The following is a 21902-nucleotide window of genomic DNA, read 5'->3' on the forward strand; positions in this document are numbered from 1 at the left end:
GCGATCCCGCTTCGCTTCTCGCTGTGTCATGCCGGGACCCTCTCGAAGACGGCGGCGAGGCCCTGTCCGCCGCCGATGCACATGGTCTCCAGCCCGTATCGTCCGTCGCGCCGGTACAGCTCGCGGGCGAGGGTCGCGAGCATGCGCCCTCCGGTCGCCCCCACCGGGTGACCGAGTGAGATTCCGGAGCCCCTGACGTTCGTTCGGTCCAGATCCTTGGCGGTGAAGTTCCACTCGCGCATGACCGCGAGCGCCTGCGCGGCGAACGCCTCGTTCAATTCGACGAGATCGAGGTCGGCAAGGGTGAGGCCGGCCTTGCCCAATGCCACTGTCGTCGCAGGCACCGGGCCAAGTCCCATCAGGTGTGGCGGTACTCCCGCGACGCCCCAGGACACCAGTCGGACCAACGGCCTCAACCCCAACTCGGCGGCCTTCTCCGCGGTCGCGACGATGCACATCGACGCAGCGTCGTTCTGCCCGCTGGCGTTGCCCGCCGTCACGGTGGCTTCCGGATCATGTGTCGCCAGAATCGGTTTCAGCGTCCCCAACGACTCCACCGAGGTGCCCGCCCGCGGATGCTCGTCGGTGTCGACCACCTGCTCGCCCCGCCGGCTGGTCACGGTGACCGGGATGATCTCCTCGGCCAGCAGACCGGACTGCTGCGCGGCGACCGCCCGTCGATGCGAGGTCACGGCCAACTCGTCCTGCTCCTCGCGGCCGATTCCGTATTGCCTGCGCAGGTTCTCGGCGGTTTCGATCATGCCGCCGGGCACCGGATGATCCCGACCACCAGCGGTGGTCCGGCCCCGAGCCAGGGCGTCGTGCACCGTCACCCCGCCGCGCGCTCCGCCCCACCGCATGTCGGTCGAGTGGAACACCGCGTTGCTCATCGATTCGGCGCCGCCGGCGACGACGAGGTCGTTCTGTCCGGTCGCCACCTGCATGCAGGCCTGGATGACCGCTTGCAGGCCGGATCCACAACGCCGGTCGAGCTGCATGCCGGGCACCGTCACCGGCAGACCGGCGTCGAGTGCGACGACGCGACCGATGGCCGGTGCTTCCATGCTCGGATAGCAGTGCCCGAGGATGACGTCCTCGACGGCGCCAGGCGTCACGCCCGTGCGCTCCAGTAGCCCGCGAAGCGCTGCGACACCGAGGTCGACGGCGGTGAGGGACGAGAACATGCCGCCGTAGCGTCCGATCGGGGTGCGGACGGGTTCGCAGATCACGGCCTGGCCGGCGACGGCGGCCATCAGATGTGCCTGCCTCCGGTGACTTCGAGCACGGTGCCGGTCATGTACGACGACAGATCCGAGGCAAGGAAGAGGGCGACGTTGGCGACCTCGACCGGCTCACCGGCCCGGGCCATGGGTATCTCGGCGAGCTTGGCGTCCCAAATGCGTTGCGGCATGGCCTCCGTCATCGCCGAGCGGATCAGGCCCGGTTGGATGGCGTTGATCCTGACGCCGAGGTGTGCGACCTCCTTGGCCGCGGCCTTGGTCAGGCCGACGATGCCCGCCTTGGCTGCCGAGTAGTTGGTTTGGCCCACCAGTCCCACCTTGCCGGAGATCGACGAGATGTTGACGATGGCACCACTCTTGTTCTCCCGCATCACGTCTGCGGCCTTGCGCGTTCCGTTCCACGTGCCCTTGAGGTGCACGGAGATCACCTGGTCGAATTGCTCCTCGGTCATCTTGCGCATCGTGGCGTCGCGGGTGATGCCCGCATTGTTCACCATCACGTCCAGACCGCCGAACGAGTCGACTGCGGCGTTGATCAACGCCTCGACCTCCGTGGCGTCGGTGACGTCACATCGGACCGCGGCGGCCACGTCGCGACCACCAAGTCTCTCGACGGCGGCCTCGGTCGCCGCGAGGTCGAGGTCGCCGAGCACCACCCGGGCGCCCTCGGCGACGTAGCGCTCGGCGATGGCGAAGCCGATTCCCTGTGCGCCACCGGTGACCACGGCGGTTCGTCCGTCGAGCAATGGCATTCGATGCCCCGTCCTGTCGTGAAGCCCTTCAAGGTGTCAAACATAAAATATGATATTTGTTGGAGCAACGCACCCACCCCGGCCAGGAGACGACGACGCATGGTAGATCCGGCGACCACCCCCGAGGTCGGCGATCACGACTTCAGGGACATCCTCGAGGCCACCCGCGAATTCGTCCGATCCGCCGTGATGCCTCGTGAGCTCGAGATCATGAACGCCAACCGGATCCCGGACGACATCCGCGATCAGACCAAGGCCATGGGGCTCTTCGGCTACGCAATCCCCCAGCAGTGGGGCGGACTCGGACTGAACATCGCCCAGGACGTCGAGTTGGCGATGGAGCTCGGCTACACCACGTTGGCGCTGCGGTCGATGTTCGGCACCAACAACGGCATTGCGGGGCAAGTCCTCGTCGGCTTCGGCACCGAGGACCAGAAGGCACGCTGGCTCGGCGACATCGCCTCTGGTGACGTCGTGGCATCCTTCGCGCTGACGGAGCCGGGCGCGGGCTCGAACCCGGCGGGGTTGCGCACCAAGGCCATTCGCGACGGCGACACCTGGGTCATCAGCGGAAGCAAGCAGTACATCACCAACGCTCCGACGGCCAACCTGTTCATCGTCTTCGCTCGCACTCGCCCCGCCGACGACGACGGCCCGGGCATCGCCGTCTTCCTGGTGCCCGCCGACGCGGCGGGCGTCGAGGTCGGCGCCAAGGACGCCAAGATGGGGCAAGAGGGGGCCTGGACGGCCGACGTCTCCCTAGACGGGGTGCGAGTCGGAGACGACGCGCTCGTCGGCGGCGCAGTCGACGTGGGGTACCGCGCCGCGATGACCTCCCTGGCGCGCGGTCGCATCCACATCGCGGCGCTGTCGGTCGGCGCTGCCCAACGGGCCCTCGACGAGTCGGTTTCCTACGCCGCCACGGCAACTCAGGGCGGTACGCCGATCGGCGCGTTCCAACTCGTCCAAGCGATGATCGCGGACATGCAGACCGGGGTCATGGCGGGCCGTGCCCTGGTCCGCGACGCCGCCAAGATGTGGCTGACCGAGGAAGACCGCCGGATCGCGCCGTCGACCGCGAAGCTGTTCTGCACCGAAATGGTAGGCAGGGTGGCGGATCTCGCCGTGCAGGTGCACGGAGGGGCCGGCTACATGCGAGACGTCCCGGTGGAGCGAATCTATCGCGACGTTCGACTGCTACGCCTCTACGAGGGCACCAGCGAGATTCAGCGCCTGATCATCGGCGGCGGCCTTGTCAAAGCCGCCCAGCGAAAGGTCTAGGCGCCCAACTCAAGCCACGTAACGAACGATCGACTCGGCAACTGCAGCAGGTTTGCTCGAATCCTCGATCTCCACCGTGATCGTGGTGGTAGCTTGGATGGCCCCCTCGAGTCGATCGATCGCCGTGATCTCGCCGCGCGCCCGAACGTTGGACCCCACCTTGACCGGAGTGACGAATCTCACTTTGTTGTAGCCATAGTTCACGGCCAGCTTGATGTTGTCGACCCGGTAGAGCTGATGCGAAAAGTGCGGCAACAACGACAGTGTCAGCAGGCCGTGGGCGATCGTCGCTCCGAACGGGCCCTCCTTGGCTCGCTCGGGGTCCACGTGAATCCACTGGTGATCGTCTGTGGCGTCAGCGAATAGGTCCACACGATCTTGGCCGATCCGTAACCACTCCGTTGGTCCGAACTGAGTCCCCTGAGCCGCCGCGAACTCGTTTAGATCTTGAAATACTTTCACGTTCTCTCCTCTTGCCGGGGCTCACCCGGCGAAAGCCGGCAGCCATTGCCCATTACGTTCTACCCCACCCGACGGCAATGGCAAAGATACGCAGTTGGTTGCCGAGAATTGACCAGCAATTCGACTGTTCATCGACGCCCATCGATGGCCAGCGCAGACGTCAATATTCAATTCTGCCGTAATACTGGCGTGGTTAGCCGGGCGTTTTGCCAGCTAAGCGCCGCCTTCTGGGGGCCTCAGAAAACTTCTGAAACCTAGCTGGGTTAGGGACATGGTGAGACCGATACTTAATTCGAGTTTCCCGAAATTCCCCACTGCAGGTACCGCGGCCAGCAACGATATCCACCGTGTCGGCCGCCTTACGAATGAGGCCAAAATGCACCCCCAACCGCTTAATTTCGGCGTCACGTCCGACTGCGGAATCACCGACAACATCAGTTGGTGGGACTCCGACGCCGAAGTGACGACCGTGCTGTCGCGACCGGATACCGATCCCGAACTCTGGGACGAGTACCTTCGCGGCGCCGTGGAGAGCTACCGGCGCCACGGTGTCGAGCGCGCCGTCGACGTCGACGCCGTGAGGGAGGGTTCCGACACGGCCATGTTCTGGGCGACGCTGGACTCGACGGGGCGGGTCATCGGCGGGCTGCGTGCCAAGGGGCCGCTCCTGTCGGCTGACGACTCGCACGCCACCGTCGAATGGGCCGGACAGCCGGGCCTCGCCGCCGTCCGCAAGATGATCGACGACCGCGTTCCGTTCGGCGTCCTCGAGATGAAGACGGCGTGGACCACGGACGACCGCGACAAGGCGCGACGCATTTCGACGGCGCTGGCGCGCACGCCGTTCCACGCCATGACATTGTTGGACATCCAGTTCTGCATGGCGACGTCCGCCCCGCACATCTTGGAGAGGTGGCGTACGTCGGGAGCCGTGGTGGCCCCCATACCGGCGACACCGTACCCCGACGACAGGTACCGCACGAAGATGATGTGGTACGACCGGCGAACGTTCGCCAATCATGCTGCCCCCGATCAGATTCCGAAGATCTTCCGGGAGATGAGCATCGTGTCGACACGGGCCGAGGCGCAGCCGAGGGACCACGCGGCCGCCCTATGACGGACGCAGCCGAAAACTGAGCACCTCCGACGGGCAAGTTCGCCCATGCGCTTGGCCGTCGGGGGCCGAGCGCGAAACGAAGTCCACCGCAGCGGTTTCCGGGCAGGGCCGAGATCGCCTCGACTGTCCGGGGCGGCGTTGCGTCGTGACAGCCTTTGCCGGAGCCCCCCGGTGCGCATTCGACTTCCACGGTGCACCGCTACCCTGATCCAGTGTCCGCCGAGAGTACGCCCCTGAGCCTTGAACGGCTGGTGACGACTGTCGCCGTCCGGCTGATGGGGGCGAACGCGGCGACCTCACCCCTGGTGTCGCAGGAAGTGCTGGCCGTCCTCGTGAAGCACTTCGACGTCGACTTCAGCTTCTTGCGGTACAACGACCACTCCATTCGCGCGTCGATCCTGGTCGCGGAGTGGCCGCTTCGACCCGACGTACCCGATCCGGACCCGTTGCGGGTCGTCTACTACAAGGATGCCGATCCGGTGTTCGCATTGGCAGAGCACGTCAAGACGCCGATGGTCTTCCGACCCGAGAACGCCGCCTACCAGAAGCGGATCGAGGAGGGACGCAACATCCCCCAGACCTCAATGGCGGCTGCCCCCCTCAAGTCAGGCGACGTCACCACCGGAGTGCTCGGATTCGTCAGGATCGGCGATCGGGAGTGGGAGCCAGTTGAGCTGAACGCGTTGGAGGCGATCGCATCCCTCTTCGCCCAGGTGCAGGCCCGGGTGCAAGCCGAGGAGCGCCTTCGGCATCTGGCCGTCCACGACGACCTCACTGGCCTGCGCAACCGCCGCGCGCTTCTCGACCATCTCGAGGAACGGCTCAAGGCCGGCCGTCCAGGCCCGGTCTCGGCCTTGTACCTGGATCTCGATCGGCTCAAGACCGTCAACGACTACCTCGGTCACACCGTCGGCGACTGGTTCATCCGGGTGATCGCCGAACGGCTGCAGCGTGGCGTCGACGACGCCGGCGTGGTCGCGCGCCTCGGGGGCGACGAGTTCGTCGTCATACCCTCCTCGCCGATGTCGACGACAGACGCCGAGCAGCTCGCGAACCGGTTGCTGGCGATCGTCGGCGAACGCGTCCCGGTGGACGGCGAGATGTTGACGAGAACCGCCAGCATCGGCGTGGCGCTCGGCACACCGGGGCAGGACTCCACGTCGGATCTGCTTCGCCGGGCCGATCAAGCGGTGCTCGAGGCCAAGGCGGAGGGTGGCAACCAGGTCGCGGTGTTCTCCGACGAGATGTCCCTGCGAACCGACTACCGCAACGACATCGAACTCCACCTGCAAGAAGTGATCGAGAACGGCGCTCTGTTCCTGCAATACCTTCCCGAGGTCGACATGCGTACCGGGGAAGTTCTTGCGACCGAGGCGTTGGTTCGTTGGAATCACCCCACCCGCGGGTTGTTGTCCCCTGCGGCCTTCATCGCCGTTGCCGAGTCGATCAACCTGGCCGGCGATCTGGGGCGCTGGGTGCTTCGAACGGCATGCGAGGAGTTCGCCAGGTGGCGCGCCCTCGGTGTCGCCGATGGGATCGTCCTGAGGGTCAACGTGTCCCCGGTCCAGCTGGTCACCGACGGGTTCGTGGAGATCGTCGCGGCCGTGATGCGAGAGTTCGGTCTCGATCCCGGCTCGGTATGTCTCGAGATCACCGAGAGCGTGGTGGTCCAGGACATGGAGGCGACGAGCATCACTCTGGCGGGCCTTCGAGATGTCGGCGTGCAGTTGGCAATCGACGATTTCGGCACCGGATTCAGCGTGCTGGCCCATTTGAAGTCGCTGCCGGTCGACGTGCTGAAGATCGATCGAAGTTTCGTCGCGGACCTCGGATCGAACCGGGACGACCTTGCGATCGTCCGCGCGGTCATCGCGCTTGCCGAGGCGTTCGAGCTGGAGTTGGTCGCCGAGGGCGTGGAAACGGTGGCCGCCGCGGAGACGCTGCTACACCACGGCTGTCACCGGGCGCAGGGCTTTCTTCTTTCCCGACCGCTGAACGGCGAGGAGATGGCCTCGCTACTGGCCAAGGGGCGGGTACCCGTGCACTTTTCCACAACGCCATCCCTCTAGGGCCTGTTGCCTCGCGTCGTGTAACCCGTCCCGCACCTGGCGCCGTGAACCGGTGCACGTCGGGCGTGGCGGTGCCGCAGGTTCGGTGTCCAAGAGCTCGACGCGCCCGAACCGACTCGCGGTCCGACCGACGAGGCACACCTGCAGTCGCTCCTCGGGGACTCCTACGTACTCACCCGCGCCGGGGTGGTAGTCGCTGGGAGCGAAGGTGATCCCCGCCCGGGTCCGCACCGCGAGAGGACCGTCCTCGGTCGAAAGGACCACGCCGGCGATGACGCCCTCCTCGAACACGATCCTCTCGAACCGGGTCTCGGCCTCGACTTCGATGTCACGTTTCAACGCTTCCACCGTCAGCCAATGACGGAGTGCGCCGTCGCCAAAACCGTCGGCCCAGTCGATCGCGCCGATCGACAACGCCTCGACGGACTCGCCGTTCGCGGACTTCATGCTGGTGGAGCGCCAATCGCGCATGCTCGTGTAGAGCAGGCCGTAGGGGGAGGCGACACACTGCTCGGCCCACCCGGTCAATCGCGCCCCGACGAAGGTCTCGACGGGTCGGCGGAAGGCCTCGTCGGTCGACAGATTACGGGCGTTGCGACGAGGAACCGTCCCGTTGCCACGGTCGATCGCGGAATCGGTGATGTCTTCGCCGACCGCGGCCAGGTACTCGTTGGTCTCGAGGTCGAGCGTGTCGCGCCGCAGCCAGCCGCGTGCGGTTGCGACGCGCTCACGGAGCGCAATCGGTGAAAGACCTGTCAGGGCTGCCGGTGTCTCTGGAACGGCTGATGCCATGGAAGGAGCTGGCGCCCCTGGTAGGGCGTTGGCCACCAACACCTCACCCCCGGCGTCCACTGCCGCAATGGCGTTGGCGAGACCCCCGATGCCCGCCCCGATGACCGCGATGTCGACTTCCAAATCCCACATAGACGTCATGTACTCCGTGTTGGCTGGACAGTTGGCTGATGATGTGCCACGCCTCGCCGGAGAGGGTCTGCTTCAGCACACACGTTCTGGGTCGGCACTTCCTCGCCGGAGGGTTGCGCTTGTCCGGCACGACCGGATGCACGGAGCGCAGTTTTCAGACCGAAAGTCGCCACGGCCGGTACTTTACATACTTTTGTAACGAAATGCAGCACGACAACGAGGTTTGCCTACCAAGTCCGAACGACACGACCCGGCGGCCCGAGGACCGTGCTAGAACCCACCACGCGGCGCCGAGATGTCCGTCGAACGGCGCCAGACGGGTAATCTCTAACGCGCCGAGCAGATCATCGGAGATCTTCGGCCCTCGCGGGCCTCTCGATCCCGGACCGACTCGCACACTCGATTGACTGGCGTTTTCCAGACGGCCGGGCGGCATCCCAGACGGGAACGCCGCCCAGTTGGAGGCGAACGAACTATTGATCCCGTCCAACGCCCATGGCCTGGACGGATCGACGAAGGAGTTCAAGAAACATGGTGCGCCAGGCTCGATCCGAGGCGACACGTAGGAAGATCATCGACTCGGCCGTCGACCTCATCAACGAGATCGGGTACCCGGCTGCCGGCTTGGGCGACATCATCGAACGTGCCGAACTGACCAAGGGCGCGCTGTACTACCACTTCGATTCCAAGGAAGCCCTGGCGACCGCGATCATCGAAGAGGGGTCCGAGACCGTCCTCAGCTCGTTCCGCGGCGCAGGCCGATCGGGGTCCCCCACCATGGAGAACGTCATCCATGGATCCTTCGTCGTGACCGATGTGCTGACCGTCGACAGAGTGTCCAGGGCTGGGGCCCGCCTCCTTCGAACGTTCGGCAGCTTCAACCCGGCGGCGAAGAGCACCTTGCAGATCCTCGTCGACGAACTCACCGAGCACATCGCCAAGGCCATCGCCGAGGGCGATCTGCGCGCCGGCCTGGACCCCGGGTCGACGGCCGCCGGAATCGTCGCCGGGATGGCGGGCGCCGAGCTGCTGTCGAGCGCGCTCGCGAACGGAGCCGACCTGCGCAGCCGGTTCGCCAAGAACTGGGAACTGCTGCTGCCGGCGCTCGTGACCGACGAGTCGTTGGGCTACTACCGCGAGTTCCTCGCTCGCCAGGCCGTGCGCCCACCGACGACGCCGTAGGTCACCCCCGGGCCGACCGCACCTGGGTAACTAGGTTTACTGTCTCCTGTACCTCATCCAACGACGGAGGACAGTAGTGGACCTTCTCTGGTCGCCAGCCGACATCGCCTTCCGCGACGAGGTGCGCCGTTTCCTCGACGACAAGCTGACCCCGGAGCTACGACAGTTCGGGCGCCTGATGACCAGTGTCTACAGCGACCACGAGGCCAGCCTCGAGTGGCAGCGAATCCTGCACGACCGCGGCTGGGCCGCGCCGGCCTGGCCCGTCGAATACGGGGGGTGCGACTGGAGCCTGACCCAGCACTACGTCTTCAGTCGCGAGTCCACCCTCGCAGGCGCTCCGTCGTTGTCGCCCATGGGAATTCGCATGGTGGCGCATGCGATCGTGAAGTTTGGCACTCAGGCCCAGAAGGATTACTTCCTGCCCCGCATCCTCACCGGCGAGGTGTTCTTCTGCCAGGGCTACTCGGAACCGGAAGCCGGATCCGACCTCGCGGCCCTGTCCATGTCTGCGGTCGACGACGGCGAGGACCTGGTCTGCACCGGCAGCAAGATCTGGACGACGCATGCCAGGGAGGCGAATTGGATGTTCGCCCTCGTGCGCACCTCGCGTAGCGCCAAGAAGCAGCAGGGCATCACGTTCGTGCTGCTCGAGATGACCTCACCGGGCGTCGACGTCCGGCCACTGGTGATGACCTCTGGCGAAGAGATTCAGAACCAGGTGTTCTTCGACGAGGTCCGCATCCCCAAGACCAACGTGATCGGAGAGATCGACGACGGCTGGACCGTCGCCAAGTACCTCCTCGAGTTCGAGCGGGGTGGCGGTGCCAGCGCGCCCGCTCTGCAGGTGATGGCCGAGGAGGTGACCGCCGCCGCGACGGCGCAACCCGGCCCGGACGGTGACCTGTTGATCGACGATCCGGCGTTTTCGCGGAAGCTCGCCGAGGCCCGCATCCGGACCGACGTCCTGGAAGTTCTCGAATACCGCGTCTTGGCCACCCTGGCGAACGGCGGACATCCCGGCTCGGCGTCTTCGATGCTCAAGATCCTGGCGACCGAACTCAGTCAGACACTGACCGAGTTGGCGATGGAGGCAGCCGGTCCGCGGGGCCGGGCGTACCAGCCTCACGCGACGCGACCGGGCGGACCAATCGCGCAGTACGAACCACCACCCGACGGCTACGTCGGCGGCGAACCGTGGCAGGCCGTGGCTCCACTGCGCTATCTCAACGACCGCGCCGGCTCGATTTACGCCGGCAGCAACGAGATTCAGCGCAACATCCTCGCCAAGGCGGAGTTGGGGCTGTGATGGACTTCAGACTCTCCGACGAACAAGAGATGCTCCGCACCGGTCTGAACAAGTTCCTGGCGACGCGCTACGGACTCGACCGGAGCCGGGCCGCCGCCAAGACGGGCGCTGGCTGGCAGCCCGACGTGTGGCGTGCCTTCGCCGACGATCTGGGCATTCTCGGCGCGGCGCTGCCCGAGCGCGTCGGCGGCAGCGGCGGCGGACCCGTCGAGGTCATGGTCATCGGTGAGTCACTCGGCCAGGCCCTCGTCGTCGAGCCCTACGTGGACACCGCCGTCGTCGCCGCCGGACTGTTGCTCAGGGCGGGGGGCCAGCCGGCCACCCAGGTGGTCGAACGCATCGGAGCCGGCCAGGCGGTCGTCAGCCTCGCTGCAGCCGAGGAGCAGTCGGGTGATCGCTGGCTCGACGTGGCGACGACCGCCCACCGCGACGGAACCGGTTGGGCGCTCTCCGGCGCGAAGATGATGGTGCTCGGCGCGCCCATCGCGACACACCTTCTAATCACGGCACGCACGGACAGCGGCGTGTCACTGTTCCTCGTCGACGTCGCGACCGTCGAGCGTGGGCTCGAGATGCACGACTTCCGAACCGTCGACGACCGCCGCGCGGCGGACCTCGTGCTCGACGAACTGCGATTGCCGGGCGATGCGCTGCTCGGTGAGGAGGGGCAGGCCTGGCCGTCGTTGGCGCAGGCCCGCGACGAAGGTGCCGCGGCCGTGTGCGCCGAGGCCGTCGGCGCCATGCGGCGCGTGGTCGCCGACACCGTCGACTACGCCAAGCAGCGCCACCAGTTCGGCCAGCCGATCGGCAGTTTCCAGGCGTTGCAGCACCGCATGGTCGACATGCACATGGAGCTCGAACAGTCCGCCGCGGCGGTGTACCTCGCGACGCTCAACCTCGGCGCCGACCCGGCGACGCGCGCGCGTGCCGTGTCGGCGGCCAAGGCCACCATCGGCAGGGCAGCCAGGTTCGTCGGTCAGAACGCGGTGCAGCTGCACGGCGGAATGGGCATGACGGAGGAGTTGGCGATCGGGCACTACTTCAAGCGCCTCACCGCCGTGCAGTACGAGTACGGCACCACCGACCACCACGTCACGCGTTACGCGCAGCTCACTCGGCGGTGACCGCGCGGGGGTGGTTGCTCTTCGCCGCGATGAGCGTGATCTGGGGCATCCCGTATCTGCTGATCAAGATCGCGGTCGACGGTGTCTCGGCGCCCGTACTCGTCTTCGCGCGCACCGCAATTGGCGCCGCCGTGCTGATTCCGCTGGTGCTGTCCCGCGCTGCGTGGGCACCGGTCGTCAGATCCTGGAAACCGGTGCTGGTCTTCGCCTTCTTCGAAATCGTTGCGGCCTGGCTGATGCTCTCCGACGCCGAACGGCACATCTCCAGCTCGCTCACCGGTCTGCTCATCGCGGCCTCCCCCATCGTCGCCGCGGTACTCGACAGGCTGACCGGTGGTGAACGACGACTCGGCGGCAAGCGAATTGCCGGGCTCGCCGTCGGATTCGCCGGTGTGGCGGTGTTGGCCGGGCCGGCGATCACCGGCGGTAGCGCGTGGCCCGTCGTCGAAGTCCTGCTGGTGGCTACGTGTTACGCGATCGCCCCACTCGTCGCGGCTCGCCACCTCGCCGACGTCCCGGCCCTGCCCATGACTGCGGCGTGTCTCGGCGTCGCGGCCGTCGTGTACGCGGGCCCCGCGGCCGCGACCTGGCCGACCGAGATGCCGTCAACACGAGTCCTGCTGGCCTTGGCGACCCTCGCCGTCGTCTGCACCGCAGTCGCGTTCATCGTCTTCTTCGCACTGATCAGGGAGGTCGGGCCCACTCGCGCGTTGGTGTTCACCTACGTCAACCCCGCCGTCGCGTTGGCGGCGGGGGTGATCGTGCTCGGCGAGCCGCTCACGCCGTGGAATCTGGCGGGGTTGGCCCTGATCCTCGGAGGTTCGGTGTTGGCCACCCGACGGTCGGGCCCGTCGGCCGAGCCGACGCTGGCGGCGCCGCGCTGAGACGTCAGTCGTCGGGGTGCTGGAACAGCCCGTCCCGCAGCAGGTCGTCGGTGGCCTCTTGCCACCGCCGAAGCTGGGTGGGCGTCGTGAACGGCTCGGGAAGATGACGGTCGACGTGGGCGCGGAGGCTGATCGCGCCCACCGCGAGGACCAGCGCGTTGATGGTCGCCCAGGTCAGGTCGACGTCTGGACGAACCTCGCCGCGTTCGGCACGCAGCTCCCACCGGGCCGTGCCGACCTCCATCAGTGCGTCGAAGAGCGTCGCCCCGAGTGGACTTCCGTCGACCATCGCCCGGCCCACGTATGCGGCGACCTCGGGATGTTCGGCGATGAGTCCGCGGACCCTCGATCCGATGTCGGTGATCGAGTCGGCGGGTGGTTCCGGGATGGGCTGTGCCATTCCTCCGATCACGAACGACACGACGTAGTCGTCGACTGCCTTGATCAGCGCTGACTTCGTCGCGAAGTGGTGCTGCACCATCCCGAGCGAAACCCCGGCCGTGGCGGCCACCGCCCGCAACGACGTCGACGCCGTCCCATGCACGGCGAAGTTCGCCAGGGCGGCTTTTCGGATCCGCTCCGTGCTCGACGGGCCGTCGCCACCAATCTCCGAGGTCTCCGAGACGGACGTCACTGGGCAACGTTAGCAATACGCCTGTATCGTGGAGAGCAATACATACGTATTGTCATCAAAGGGTAATCGGGACTTGGTATGAGACGGGAGGCCCAAACCATGCAGACCCATGGACGACCCATCGCGGCAGTGGGACTGCGCGAACGGGGGGCGACCGCTCCGCATTCGGGATTCCCCTGCGCCGACGACCCCGACCGGTGGACCACCTCACCCGACGACGGCGCGAAGGCGCTGTGCCGGGCCTGTCCGCGGCGCTGGTTGTGTGCCCAGGAGGCATGCCGGACCCCTGGCGCCGAGGGCCTGTGGGCGGGAGTGCTGATCCCTGGTGAGGGTCGCGGCCGCCGGTTCGCCCTGAAGCAACTGGGGTCCCTGGCCACTCGGCACGGTTTCCCGGTCCGCACCGGGTAGAGGCGCCGTCGACGCGGCTATCCTTCGGCGCGATGACCGGCGCGCGGATCGACCTCATTCACGAATTGGTGTCGTCGGCCGCAGCCGACACACCGGACCGGCAAGCGATCGTCACCCCCGACGGCGTAGGGATCACGTTCCAGGAGTTCGACCGCCAGATCGGGTCGGTGGCTGCCTGGGTGACCGAACGAACCCAGTGGGGCGACCGAGTGGCCGTCATCGCGGACAACGGCGCGTCCTATGCCCGGCTGTACTACGGCGTCCCGCGGTCCGGGCGCGTGCTGACGTTGGTCAACCAGCGGTTGAGCGCGGGCGAGCAGATCGGTCAACTGGCATCGGCGGAGCCAACAGTCCTCGTCGGTGACGCCCGATACCTCGACGCGCTGCCATCACTCGCCCGGCAGGTACCGTCGGTCAGCGAAGTGGTGACGTTCGACGACCCGAGTTGGCAACGCGCCATTCACGATTCGGCATCGGCCGCGGACCGGGTCGAACCCGACGATCCCGCGTGGCTCCTGTTCACCAGTGGGTCGACGGGAGCACCGAAGGGCGTGCTCCACACGCACCGATCCGTCACCACCGCAGTGCGAGGCACCGTGGCTGGCCGGTCGGTGCGCCCCGGCGGCGTCTACCTGCTGCCCTTTCCGATGTGCCACATCGCGGGTTACAACATGCTCGTGCACCACCATGCACACTCCGCGGTGCTGCCCGTCCCAACCTTCCGCGCCGACGAGTTCGTCGCGGCGGTTCTCGCCCATCGCGTGACGTCGTGTTCGTTGGCGCCCACGATGCTGCACTCCCTGCTCGCCCATCTCGAGGAGACGGGAACGCAGTTGCCCACGTTGCGCGACGTGTCCTACGGATCCGCGGCGATCCCCGCCGACCTCCTGCGACGCGCGCTCGCCCGGCTCGACGTCGACTTCCACCAGGGCTACGGCATGACCGAAACCGCAGGCAACGTAACCTTTCTCGGTCCTGCCGACCACCGCGCCGGCGCCAGCGCGGACGCAACGATCCTCGCGACCGCGGGCCGGCCGCACGGCGAGGTCGAGGTTCGCATCGCGGGCGGTGAAGTCGGTGAGATCCTGGTCCGCGGTGGACAAGTCGCCGCCGGCTACTGGCCGGGGCGCACTCCCGTGACCGTCGACGGCTGGCTGCCCACCGGCGACGTGGGCCGCGTCGACGCCGACGGCCGATTGGTGGTCGTCGACCGCAGCAAGGACGTCGTCATCACCGGCGGCGAGAACGTGTCCTCCCGTGAAGTGGAGGACGTGCTGTCCGGGCACCCGGACGTCGACCAGGTCGCGGTGGTGGGCGTCGCCGACGAGTACTGGGGTGAAGCGGTCTGCGCGGTCGTGGTGGTGCGCCGAGGAAGCGCGCCAACCCCCGACGAACTCGTCGCCCACGTTCGCGCGAATCTGGCGGCGTTCAAACGACCGCGGCACGTCCTATTCGTGGAGTCACTGCCACTGACGCCCAACGGGAAGGTCGCGAAGGACGTCGTGCGGGCCCATGCGCGTCGCGAAGTGGCCGGCAACTCGGGCTAGTCGGCGATCACGACCGGGAACACCTCGTAGGTGCCGCTGAAACCCTTGAACTCCACTACCTCCGCAGACGTCACTCTGACGCCGTCGGCGTGTGCGACCGCGTCGCGGACGACGTCGCTGATCAGGATTTCGCCGCCGTCGGCGTGCCCGGCGATCCTGGCCGCCATCGCGACGTTGAGACCGAACAGGTCGTCGCCTCGCCGCACCGACTCCCCCATGTGAATCCCCATGCGCACCTTGATGTCCTGCCAGCGATCGGGATGCCGGGCCAACTCCCGCTGCACGTCGACGCAACAGCGCAGCGCACTGGTCGGGTCGGCGAACGCGAGCATGAAGCCGTCGCCCTGATTCTTGACGACGTGACCGCGGTGCTCGTCGACCGACCTGCGAACGAGCCGTTCGTGTTGCTGGAGCAACGCGACCCAGTCGCGGTCCCCGAGGGCCTCGTTTCGCTCCGTCGACCCTTCGATGTCGGAGAACACCACGACGACGTGCCCGTCGGCTGCCAGCCTCGCCAAGTCGGGCCGCTCGACGCTGGCCCACCCCGCGAGGTCTTCGATCGAGTTGCGAACGACTGCACCAACACCCTTGGCGCGCAACATCTCCGCTGTCTTCCACGTCTTACGGATGGCGACTGGCGCCAGGCCTCGACGCCTGCGCCGAACCCTCGGTGCGGTCCGTTGCGCACGCTCGAGCCGCCGTCGAACGTCCGAGAGTCGGCGCGACGTCACGATGAGCAGGATTCCGAGGGTGACGACGGCCGTGAGCGCGACTCCAAGCGCGATCGACAGAACGAGTTGCGTCACCGCGCGATGGTAGCCGTCGCGAGGCTCCGATCGGCTCGTCGGCGAGGCGCGCTCCTGGATACTGCACGGATGACTGCTATCAACGGAGGCGACCGGTGCTGATCGGTCTGGTGGCGGCGCTGGTCGCGTGCTTCGGTTACGGCACGGCGTCGGTGCTGCAGGCCTACGGCGCCCGCAGTGCCGCCGCCAAGGACGCCGCTCGCGGAACGGTCGGTGCGACGACGGCGTCCGGTGCGCCCTCTCTCGCCGCGACCGTGCGTGCGGCGCTGACGCCTGCGTTCCTCACGGGGATGGCACTCGACGGCCTCGGCTTCGTGGGAAGCGTGGTCTCCGCAAGGTTGATCCCGCTGTTCCTCTCACAGACGATCATGAGCGCCAACCTCGTCGTGACGGCCGTACTCGGTGTCATCGTGTTGAAAGTCCGCCTCCGCCCGCGTGATTGGGTGGCAATTGCCACGGTGGTCCTCTCGCTGTGCGTGTTGGGGTTCACCTCCGGGCACATTGGCGAGGACGTGCCTGGCGCAGCGGTGCACTGGGGTGTACTCGCGTTCTCGGTCGCGATGGTCGCCATCGGCCTTGGTCTGATTCGCGTGCTCGGTGCCCGCGGCGCGGTCGCCGCCGGACTCGTCGCAGGCGTTCTGTTCGGCGCTATGGCCGTCGCGGTACGCGTCGTGGCCGGAGTGGACCCGTTCCAACCCACCGTCGTCCTTGCCGACCCTGCCGCCTGGGCAGCGGCGATCGCCGGCGTCGGCGGCTTCTACCTGTTCACCGTCGCGCTGCAGATCGGTTCTGTCACCGGCGCGTCGGCCGCACTGGTCGCTGGCGAGACGGTGGTGCCCGGCATCGTCGGCGTTCTGCTCCTGGGTGACACCTCGGCGCCCGGATTGGGCTGGCTGGTGGTCATCGCGTTCGTCGGCGCAGTCGGCGGTGCGATCGCGGTGGCGTTGTTCGGTGCCGCCGAGAGCGACCAGGCGACCCCAGTTCTAGAGCAGCGCTGACGGTCAGCCGCGCGCGGTCGCGAGTTCTCGCCGCGCCCTTCGCTCGACGAACAGGGGAATGAAGTCGCGAACTCTGCTGCCGTCGAACTCCGCGTGCTGATGCTCGACGACCATGGTCACCGTCTCGGGTGACACGTCCGGGTAACTGGCCATCAGACGGTCGACCAGCTGCGAGATGACGGCCCGTTCATTCGACTCCACGCCGGCAATGTTGGCACTGCGTTCACTCGCCGGTCAACTGCATTGAAACGTTTCACACCACATTGGCAGGTGACGCCCCTACCCGCTCACGAGGGCCGTGATGCGGGGCGCGCCTAGGCTGGTCGGATGTCACTGCTGCTGGGCCCAGTCCTGCGCCACGTCGGCGAGACGACTGCGACCGTGTGGGTTCAAACGCACTCGTCGGCAGTGGTGGAGGTGCTCGGATGCTCGGCTTCGACGTTCGAGGTGCAGGGCTGTCACTACGCGATGGTCCTGGTCGACGGCCTCGAGGCAGGTTCGATCACCGAGTACCAGGTCCAGGTCGACGGTGAGCAGGTCTGGCCGGAGCCGGACGCCACCTTCCCGCCGAGCGTCATCAGGACGCGGGGGCACACCGCGAACGACCACGTGCGCATCATCTTCGGGTCGTGCCGCTATCCGAAGACCGGTGACGCCAAGCTCGACGACAAGCTGGGCTTCGACGCCCTTGACTGCTACGCCTCGAGGTTGCCGTCTGTGCCGCTAGACGAGTGGCCCGATGCGCTGGTGCTGTTGGGTGACCAGGTCTACGCCGACGAGCTCACCCCAGAGGCTCGCCGACACCTGGCCGGGCGTCGCTCGGGCGGTCATCGCCCGCCGGACGAAGTGGTGACCTTCAACGAATACGAAGGTCTCTATCGGCACACCTGGGGCGACCCGGAGATCCGGTGGATCTTGTCGACGATCCCGACCGCGATGATCTTCGACGACCACGACATCAGGGACGACTGGAACACCTCGGGCGCCTGGCGCAAGGAGGTGAACGCGAAGCCGTGGTGGCGCGATCGGATTAGGTCGGGGCTCGCGTCGTACTGGGTCTACCAACACCTCGGCAACCTCAGCCCGAGCGAACTGGCAGACGACGAGGACTTCCAGAAGGTGCTCGCCGCGGAAGGCGACGTCTGGCCGCTCCTGGTCGACCTCGCGGACCGGGCCGACACCGAGGTCGACGACGACAAGGGCCTGCGCTTCAGCTACCGGTGGGACCTGGGCCGCAGCCGCCTGATCATGGTGGACTCGCGCAACGCCCGGATCCTGGATTCCGGTGACCGAAAGATGTTGGGAAACAGGGAGTTCGCCTGGTTGAAGGAGCACGTGAACGACGGCCTCGACGGGGTCGACCATCTGATCATCGGGTCGTCGCTGCCGTGGCTGCTCCCGCCGGCGATCGGTGACATGCAGATGGTCAACGAGCGCGCGGCCAACCGGCCGGGCTGGCGCGGCAAGCTCGGCGAAACAGTGCGTCAGACGGCGGACTTCGAACACTGGGCGGCGTTCGCCGAGTCCTTTCTGCAGCTCAGCGACCTCATCGTCGACGTGGCCACCCGCGACTCGGGTGCCCCAGCGACGGTGTCGGTGCTCTCCGGCGACGTCCACCACAGCTACGTGGCACGCGCCGACATTCCGGCCGCACACGCGCGCGTCCATCAGCTGGTGTGCTCACCGGTGCACAACTACGTGCCGTGGTTCGTCAAGCCCGTCTTCAAACTTGGTTGGTCACAACGACTTGCCCGCCTCACCAGACGCTGGGCGCAGCACAACGGCTGTCCCCCATTGCCGTTCGCATGGCGCGACGTCAACGGTCCCCTCTTCGGCAACACCCTTGCCACCCTGCGGACGTCCGGTCGGAACGCGGAGGCGATCTTCGAACAACCCCGCGGTTCGGAGTCACTCGACGAGGCCGCGCGGGTCTCCCTCACCGGCTGAGGTGGCGACCAAGGTCAGCTTGACCAGCCGGCCGCGTCTTCGTGGGCGATGCTCCAGCGCACCGACGTGACTCCCGGCTGCCCGCTCAGTGCGCGAACGGCGTCGACGGCACTGTCGTCGTCACGGACCGCGGTCGCGAACTCGGCCTGCAGTTGCACCGTCTCCGGACCCTGCGCCCGGTTCACCTGAATCCCGCGTAGCTGGAACGCCTGCGGCGGCAACGCCTCGGAGATCAAGACCCTGAGCTCCTCCTCGACGGAGCGCTGACACACGACCTCCAGGACGTAGTCGGCGGGGGTGGCGTCACGTCGCTTCGAGTGGGCGCGGTCCATCCTGGCGCCAAGCGGTTGCAGAAACCAGTTCCCGGCCACCACGATGGCGGTGCCCGCAAGGGCCTCTCGCCACATCCAGGCTCCTGCCAACGCCCCGACGGCCGCGGTCGCCCACAGCGTGGCCGCGGTGTTGAGTCCCGTCACCGACAGCCCCTGCTTCATGATCACGCCGGCGCCGAGAAAGCCCACCCCCGAGACGATTTGAGCCGCGACGCGAAGCCGGTCGCCCGTCTGGTCGAAGCTGTAGGCACTGAGGATCAAGAACAGCGCCGACCCCATGCAGACCAACGCCATCGTCTGCAGACCGGCCGTCCTCGAACGCCATTGCCGTTCGAATCCGATCGCGACGCCGAGCACCGTCGCCAATCCCACCCTTGTCAACAAGTCGACGGCCAACATGCGTCGAATTCTTCACCCCTGGCGGGCCGTTCGGCCGTCGGACACGCACGGCGGCAGGCGACGGCTCAGGCGAGCGCGGCGAGGAGCTGGTTGAACGCCTCCGTCATGGACGGGTGGGTGTAGATCTCGTCGCGCAGCTGCGTGGCGGTGATGCCGTGGCGCATCGCCAGGGACACCACGTCGACCACCCGCCGCCCGTCCGCTCGGGCGTCGCGTTCGGTGAGGCCCACTCGCGCCAACGGAGGCGTCATGAAGAGCGTGTAGGGCACGGCCGTTCGGTCGGTCGTGCTGCGCGTGCCCGATCCGGCGAGTTGATCGAGCACGATGCGGTAGTCGTCGAGGGAGACATAGGTGAACTGTGGTCCGCCGTTGACGTCACCCATCGCGAAGACGTGAGGCTGGCTGGTGCGCAGGTGGTCGTCGACGGCCACCGCCCCGGCGTCGACCGATTCGAGCGCGCCGTGACGGTGATACCGTTCTCGCGCAACAGGTCTCGGGCACACGCGGCGACGTCGTCGTCCTCCTGGCCGAGGACTTCAGGGTGGCGTTCGAGCACCGTGACCTCCGAGCCGCGAGCAGGTCGGTGCTGTGACCATCACGCCGCTGTCCGACAGGCCAGGAACGTCCGGGATGCGGGGTTCGGATCCCGTGCCGACGACGAGGTGTTCGGCGGACACCACGACGATGCCGCCACCGTCGACGAGGGTGACCTTGACGGTGTGCGGGTCGACGAATTCGGCTCGGCCGGTGAGCACCGAGACCGACTCGATGCCGTCGAGCATGGCGAAGTTGTCCGCCCTGAGCTTGGTAGACAAGCGATTTCGTCGGGACGCAGCCGACGTTGATGCACGTGCCGCCGTACATCTGCGCGGCCTGCTCGATCATCACGACCCGCTTGCCCTCCGCCCGAGGGCGGCGGCCAGCGTCTTGACGCCCTTGCCGAATCCGATCACGGCAAGGTCGGCCGCGATGGACGTGTCGTCGCCTTCGCTCGTGCTGCCCTTCTGGTCATGACGGAAACTGTGTGATCGCCGCCGCGCTCGGAGGTAGGGATTGCCGAGGCCGTTGGGCCCGAGCGCTGATCCACGCCTACCCTGAGTAGCCGGACTAACCAACGTGCCGTCACCCAAGGGAGTGTGCAGTGAGTACCGGAGAACGATCCGTAGTTCGGCCGAAGGCGCTGCCCAGTGCGGGCGTCGTCATCGCGCTGCTGGTGTTCTCCGCATTCGTCATGATCCTCAACGAGACGATCATGAGCGTCGCGCTGCCGGTGTTGATCGTCGACCTGGACATCGTCGCGCGCACCGCACAATGGCTGACCAGTGGCTTCTTGCTGACCATGGCCGTGGTGATACCCATGTCGGGATCGCTGTTGCAGCGCTTTCCGGTCCGGACCATCTTCATGGCGTCGATGTCGCTGTTCTGCGTCGGCACGCTGGTCGCGGCATTGGCCCCCGGTTTCACCGTTCTGCTGGCCGGCCGCATCGTGCAGGCATGTGGCACCGCCGTCATGGTGCCGCTGCTGATGACGACCGTCATGAAGCTGATCCCTGCCGACCGCCGCGGGCAGACCATGGGCACCATCTCCATCGTCATCGCCGTCGCACCCGCCGTGGGACCCACCCTGTCCGGGTTCATCCTCGGATCGCTGAACTGGCGGTGGATGTTCTGGATCGTGCTGCCCATCGCGTTGCTCGGGCTTCTCGCCGGGTGGACGTGGCTGCGCGTCGCGGACGACCGGGAGCATCCCACCCCGATCGATCCCGTCTCGGTGCCACTGTCGGCGATCGCGTTCGCGGGCTTGGTGTTCGGGCTGTCCGAACTGGGGGCCTCCGGTCCCGACGGTCCGGCGGTGCCTGCGTGGGTGCCGCTGGGCGCCGGTGCGGTTGCGATGGCGCTGTTCGGCGTGCGGCAGCTGCGATTGCAGCGCGACGATCGCGCGTTCCTCGACCTGCGGCCGTTCACCTACCGCCGGTTCTCGGTGTCGGTGGGTCTGGTGGTCATCGGGTTCACCGGGCTGTTCGGCGCGATCATCATGGTGCCGCTCTACGTGCAGGACGTGTTGGGCAAGAGCGCGTTGGTCGCCGGCCTGACGAGCCTGCCAGGCGGACTGCTGATGGGCCTGGCAGGGCCGCTGGTCGGGCGGGTGTACGACCGGCATGGCGCCCGACGACTCGTAGTCCCCGGTTCGATCATGCTGTTTCTGTCGCTGTGCGGATTCGCGACGATGTCCGCGGCCACGCCTGTCTGGGAACTCGTCGTCCTGCAGACCATCATGATGGTGGGGCTGTCGATGATGTTCACCCCGCTGATGACGGACGCGCTCAGCGCACTGCCCGACCGCCTGTACTCCCACGGCAGCGCCATCATGACCACTCTGCAACAGGTCGCAGGCGCGGCGGGCACCGCATTGTTCGTGACGGTGATGGCCAAGGCGTCGGCCTCAGGTGGCGCGCCGGACATGCCCGGCGTGCACGCCGCCTTCA

22 protein-coding genes are annotated in these 21902 nt (G+C 67.1%); 12 read left to right on the forward strand and 10 right to left on the reverse strand.

What is annotated here, in order from left to right; all coding sequences use genetic code 11:
* Positions 1–26: 26 nt before the first annotated feature.
* Together B1790_RS14665 and fabG are read right to left on the reverse strand one after the other, a co-directional pair.
* Positions 27–1253 (reverse strand): acetyl-CoA C-acetyltransferase, encoded by a 1227-nt coding sequence (locus B1790_RS14665; RefSeq protein ID WP_079923967.1) that lies wholly within the window; start codon positions 1251–1253, stop codon positions 27–29.
* Entirely contained in the window at positions 1253–1993 is a 741-nt protein-coding gene (gene fabG, locus B1790_RS14670; RefSeq protein ID WP_079923968.1) for a 3-oxoacyl-ACP reductase FabG, read from the reverse strand. Before fabG ends, B1790_RS14665 begins: the two co-directional genes overlap by 1 nt.
* A gap of 99 nt (positions 1994–2092) precedes the next feature.
* On the opposite strand from fabG, the gene B1790_RS14675 reads away from it, so the two are divergent.
* On the forward strand, positions 2093–3274 hold the full coding sequence (locus B1790_RS14675; protein ID WP_079923969.1) for an acyl-CoA dehydrogenase family protein: 1182 nt from the start codon (positions 2093–2095) through the stop codon (positions 3272–3274).
* Positions 3275–3283: 9 nt separating this feature from the next.
* Here the strand turns inward: B1790_RS14675 and B1790_RS14680 are convergent, their stop codons facing one another.
* Positions 3284–3736: a MaoC family dehydratase gene (locus tag B1790_RS14680; RefSeq protein WP_079923970.1), complete on the reverse strand. Its 453-nt coding sequence runs from the start codon at positions 3734–3736 to the stop codon at positions 3284–3286.
* Between the two features lie 376 nt (positions 3737–4112).
* Here B1790_RS14680 and B1790_RS14685 point away from each other — a divergent pair, with 376 nt between their 5' ends.
* Positions 4113–4853, forward strand: a complete 741-nt coding sequence (locus B1790_RS14685; RefSeq protein WP_079923971.1) for a hypothetical protein — start codon at positions 4113–4115, stop codon at positions 4851–4853.
* A gap of 275 nt (positions 4854–5128) precedes the next feature.
* Positions 5129–6922, forward strand: a complete 1794-nt coding sequence (locus B1790_RS14690) for an EAL domain-containing protein (RefSeq protein WP_079923987.1) — start codon at positions 5129–5131, stop codon at positions 6920–6922.
* On the opposite strand, the gene B1790_RS14695 is transcribed toward B1790_RS14690, so the two are convergent.
* On the reverse strand, positions 6869–7855 hold the full coding sequence (locus B1790_RS14695; protein WP_142271317.1) for a hypothetical protein: 987 nt from the start codon (positions 7853–7855) through the stop codon (positions 6869–6871). The two genes, B1790_RS14690 and B1790_RS14695, sit on opposite strands and share 54 nt — an antisense overlap.
* Positions 7856–8377: 522 nt before the next feature.
* On the opposite strand from B1790_RS14695, the gene B1790_RS14700 reads away from it, so the two are divergent.
* The 4 genes from B1790_RS14700 to B1790_RS14715 all read left to right on the forward strand — a co-directional run bounded on the left by B1790_RS14700 (position 8378) and on the right by B1790_RS14715 (position 12345).
* Entirely contained in the window at positions 8378–9028 is a 651-nt protein-coding gene (locus B1790_RS14700; RefSeq protein WP_079923973.1) for a ScbR family autoregulator-binding transcription factor, read from the forward strand.
* A gap of 76 nt (positions 9029–9104) precedes the next feature.
* A complete protein-coding gene (locus B1790_RS14705) occupies positions 9105–10337 on the forward strand; it encodes an acyl-CoA dehydrogenase family protein (protein WP_079923974.1) in 1233 nt (410 codons plus the stop codon).
* Positions 10337–11461: an acyl-CoA dehydrogenase family protein gene (locus B1790_RS14710; RefSeq protein ID WP_079923975.1), complete on the forward strand. Its 1125-nt coding sequence runs from the start codon at positions 10337–10339 to the stop codon at positions 11459–11461. The genes B1790_RS14705 and B1790_RS14710 overlap by 1 nt, the downstream gene beginning before the upstream one ends.
* Positions 11458–12345 (forward strand): DMT family transporter, encoded by an 888-nt coding sequence (locus tag B1790_RS14715; protein ID WP_079923976.1) that lies wholly within the window; start codon positions 11458–11460, stop codon positions 12343–12345. The genes B1790_RS14710 and B1790_RS14715 overlap by 4 nt, the downstream gene beginning before the upstream one ends.
* 4 nt (positions 12346–12349) lie before the next feature.
* Here the strand turns inward: B1790_RS14715 and B1790_RS14720 are convergent, their stop codons facing one another.
* Positions 12350–12979: a TetR/AcrR family transcriptional regulator gene (locus B1790_RS14720; RefSeq protein ID WP_079923977.1), complete on the reverse strand. Its 630-nt coding sequence runs from the start codon at positions 12977–12979 to the stop codon at positions 12350–12352.
* Positions 12980–13078: 99 nt separating this feature from the next.
* Between B1790_RS14720 and B1790_RS14725 the strand changes: the two genes are divergently transcribed.
* A complete protein-coding gene (locus B1790_RS14725; protein WP_142271318.1) occupies positions 13079–13387 on the forward strand; it encodes a WhiB family transcriptional regulator in 309 nt (102 codons plus the stop codon).
* A 32-nt stretch (positions 13388–13419) separates the two neighbouring features.
* Positions 13420–14934 carry an AMP-binding protein gene (locus tag B1790_RS14730; RefSeq protein WP_079923978.1) on the forward strand — a complete coding sequence of 505 codons (1515 nt, stop codon included), beginning with the start codon at positions 13420–13422 and terminating at the stop codon, positions 14932–14934.
* Here B1790_RS14730 and B1790_RS14735 read toward each other — a convergent pair.
* Positions 14931–15740, reverse strand: coding sequence for an adenylate/guanylate cyclase domain-containing protein (locus tag B1790_RS14735; protein WP_142271319.1), 810 nt, complete (start codon positions 15738–15740; stop codon positions 14931–14933). The genes B1790_RS14730 and B1790_RS14735 overlap by 4 nt on opposite strands.
* Positions 15741–15835: 95 nt before the next feature.
* Between B1790_RS14735 and B1790_RS14740 the strand changes: the two genes are divergently transcribed.
* A complete protein-coding gene (locus tag B1790_RS14740) occupies positions 15836–16738 on the forward strand; it encodes a hypothetical protein (RefSeq protein WP_079923979.1) in 903 nt (300 codons plus the stop codon).
* Between the two features lie 3 nt (positions 16739–16741).
* Here the strand turns inward: B1790_RS14740 and B1790_RS14745 are convergent, their stop codons facing one another.
* Positions 16742–16939 carry a three-helix bundle dimerization domain-containing protein gene (locus B1790_RS14745; RefSeq protein ID WP_233165127.1) on the reverse strand — a complete coding sequence of 66 codons (198 nt, stop codon included), beginning with the start codon at positions 16937–16939 and terminating at the stop codon, positions 16742–16744.
* Between the two features lie 126 nt (positions 16940–17065).
* On the opposite strand from B1790_RS14745, the gene B1790_RS14750 reads away from it, so the two are divergent.
* On the forward strand, positions 17066–18685 hold the full coding sequence (locus tag B1790_RS14750; RefSeq protein ID WP_079923981.1) for an alkaline phosphatase D family protein: 1620 nt from the start codon (positions 17066–17068) through the stop codon (positions 18683–18685).
* Positions 18686–18699: 14 nt separating this feature from the next.
* Here B1790_RS14750 and B1790_RS14755 read toward each other — a convergent pair whose 3' ends face one another.
* The 3 genes from B1790_RS14755 to B1790_RS35310 form a co-directional block, all read right to left on the reverse strand.
* Positions 18700–19416: an MgtC/SapB family protein gene (locus B1790_RS14755; RefSeq protein WP_079923982.1), complete on the reverse strand. Its 717-nt coding sequence runs from the start codon at positions 19414–19416 to the stop codon at positions 18700–18702.
* 65 nt (positions 19417–19481) lie between these two features.
* A complete protein-coding gene (locus B1790_RS35300) occupies positions 19482–19919 on the reverse strand; it encodes an FAD-dependent oxidoreductase (RefSeq protein ID WP_233165129.1) in 438 nt (145 codons plus the stop codon).
* Positions 19920–19952: 33 nt separating this feature from the next.
* Positions 19953–20231: a hypothetical protein gene (locus B1790_RS35310; protein WP_233165128.1), complete on the reverse strand. Its 279-nt coding sequence runs from the start codon at positions 20229–20231 to the stop codon at positions 19953–19955.
* Positions 20232–20557: 326 nt separating this feature from the next.
* On the opposite strand from B1790_RS35310, the gene B1790_RS14765 reads away from it, so the two are divergent.
* Positions 20558–21902, forward strand: a 1345-nt coding sequence (locus B1790_RS14765; protein WP_079923983.1) for a DHA2 family efflux MFS transporter permease subunit, incomplete at its 3' end; no start/stop codon positions are given.

Origin of the sequence: Mycobacterium sp. AT1 (assembly GCF_002043095.1) — a bacterium.
Lineage (GTDB): Bacteria > Actinomycetota > Actinomycetes > Mycobacteriales > Mycobacteriaceae > Mycobacterium.

What these genes read in the sequence shown, in the direction of transcription:
- B1790_RS14690 (WP_079923987.1), top strand. Translation starts at nt 5,129, where the DNA reads ATGGGGGCGAACGCGGCGACCTCACCCCTGGTGTCGCAGGAAGTGCTG.
- B1790_RS14755 (WP_079923982.1), bottom strand. Translation starts at nt 19,416, where the DNA reads ATGTTGGCCGTCGACTTGTTGACAAGGGTGGGATTGGCGACGGTGCTC.
- B1790_RS14725 (WP_142271318.1), top strand. Translation starts at nt 13,079, where the DNA reads ATGCAGACCCATGGACGACCCATCGCGGCAGTGGGACTGCGCGAACGG.
- B1790_RS14665 (WP_079923967.1), bottom strand. Translation starts at nt 1,253, where the DNA reads ATGGCCGCCGTCGCCGGCCAGGCCGTGATCTGCGAACCCGTCCGCACC.
- B1790_RS14750 (WP_079923981.1), top strand. Translation starts at nt 17,066, where the DNA reads ATGTCACTGCTGCTGGGCCCAGTCCTGCGCCACGTCGGCGAGACGACT.
- B1790_RS14695 (WP_142271317.1), bottom strand. Translation starts at nt 7,855, where the DNA reads ATGACGTCTATGTGGGATTTGGAAGTCGACATCGCGGTCATCGGGGCG.
- B1790_RS14685 (WP_079923971.1), top strand. Translation starts at nt 4,113, where the DNA reads ATGCACCCCCAACCGCTTAATTTCGGCGTCACGTCCGACTGCGGAATC.
- fabG (WP_079923968.1), bottom strand. Translation starts at nt 1,993, where the DNA reads ATGCCATTGCTCGACGGACGAACCGCCGTGGTCACCGGTGGCGCACAG.
- B1790_RS14710 (WP_079923975.1), top strand. Translation starts at nt 10,337, where the DNA reads ATGGACTTCAGACTCTCCGACGAACAAGAGATGCTCCGCACCGGTCTG.
- B1790_RS14675 (WP_079923969.1), top strand. Translation starts at nt 2,093, where the DNA reads ATGGTAGATCCGGCGACCACCCCCGAGGTCGGCGATCACGACTTCAGG.
- B1790_RS14730 (WP_079923978.1), top strand. Translation starts at nt 13,420, where the DNA reads ATGACCGGCGCGCGGATCGACCTCATTCACGAATTGGTGTCGTCGGCC.
- B1790_RS14700 (WP_079923973.1), top strand. Translation starts at nt 8,378, where the DNA reads ATGGTGCGCCAGGCTCGATCCGAGGCGACACGTAGGAAGATCATCGAC.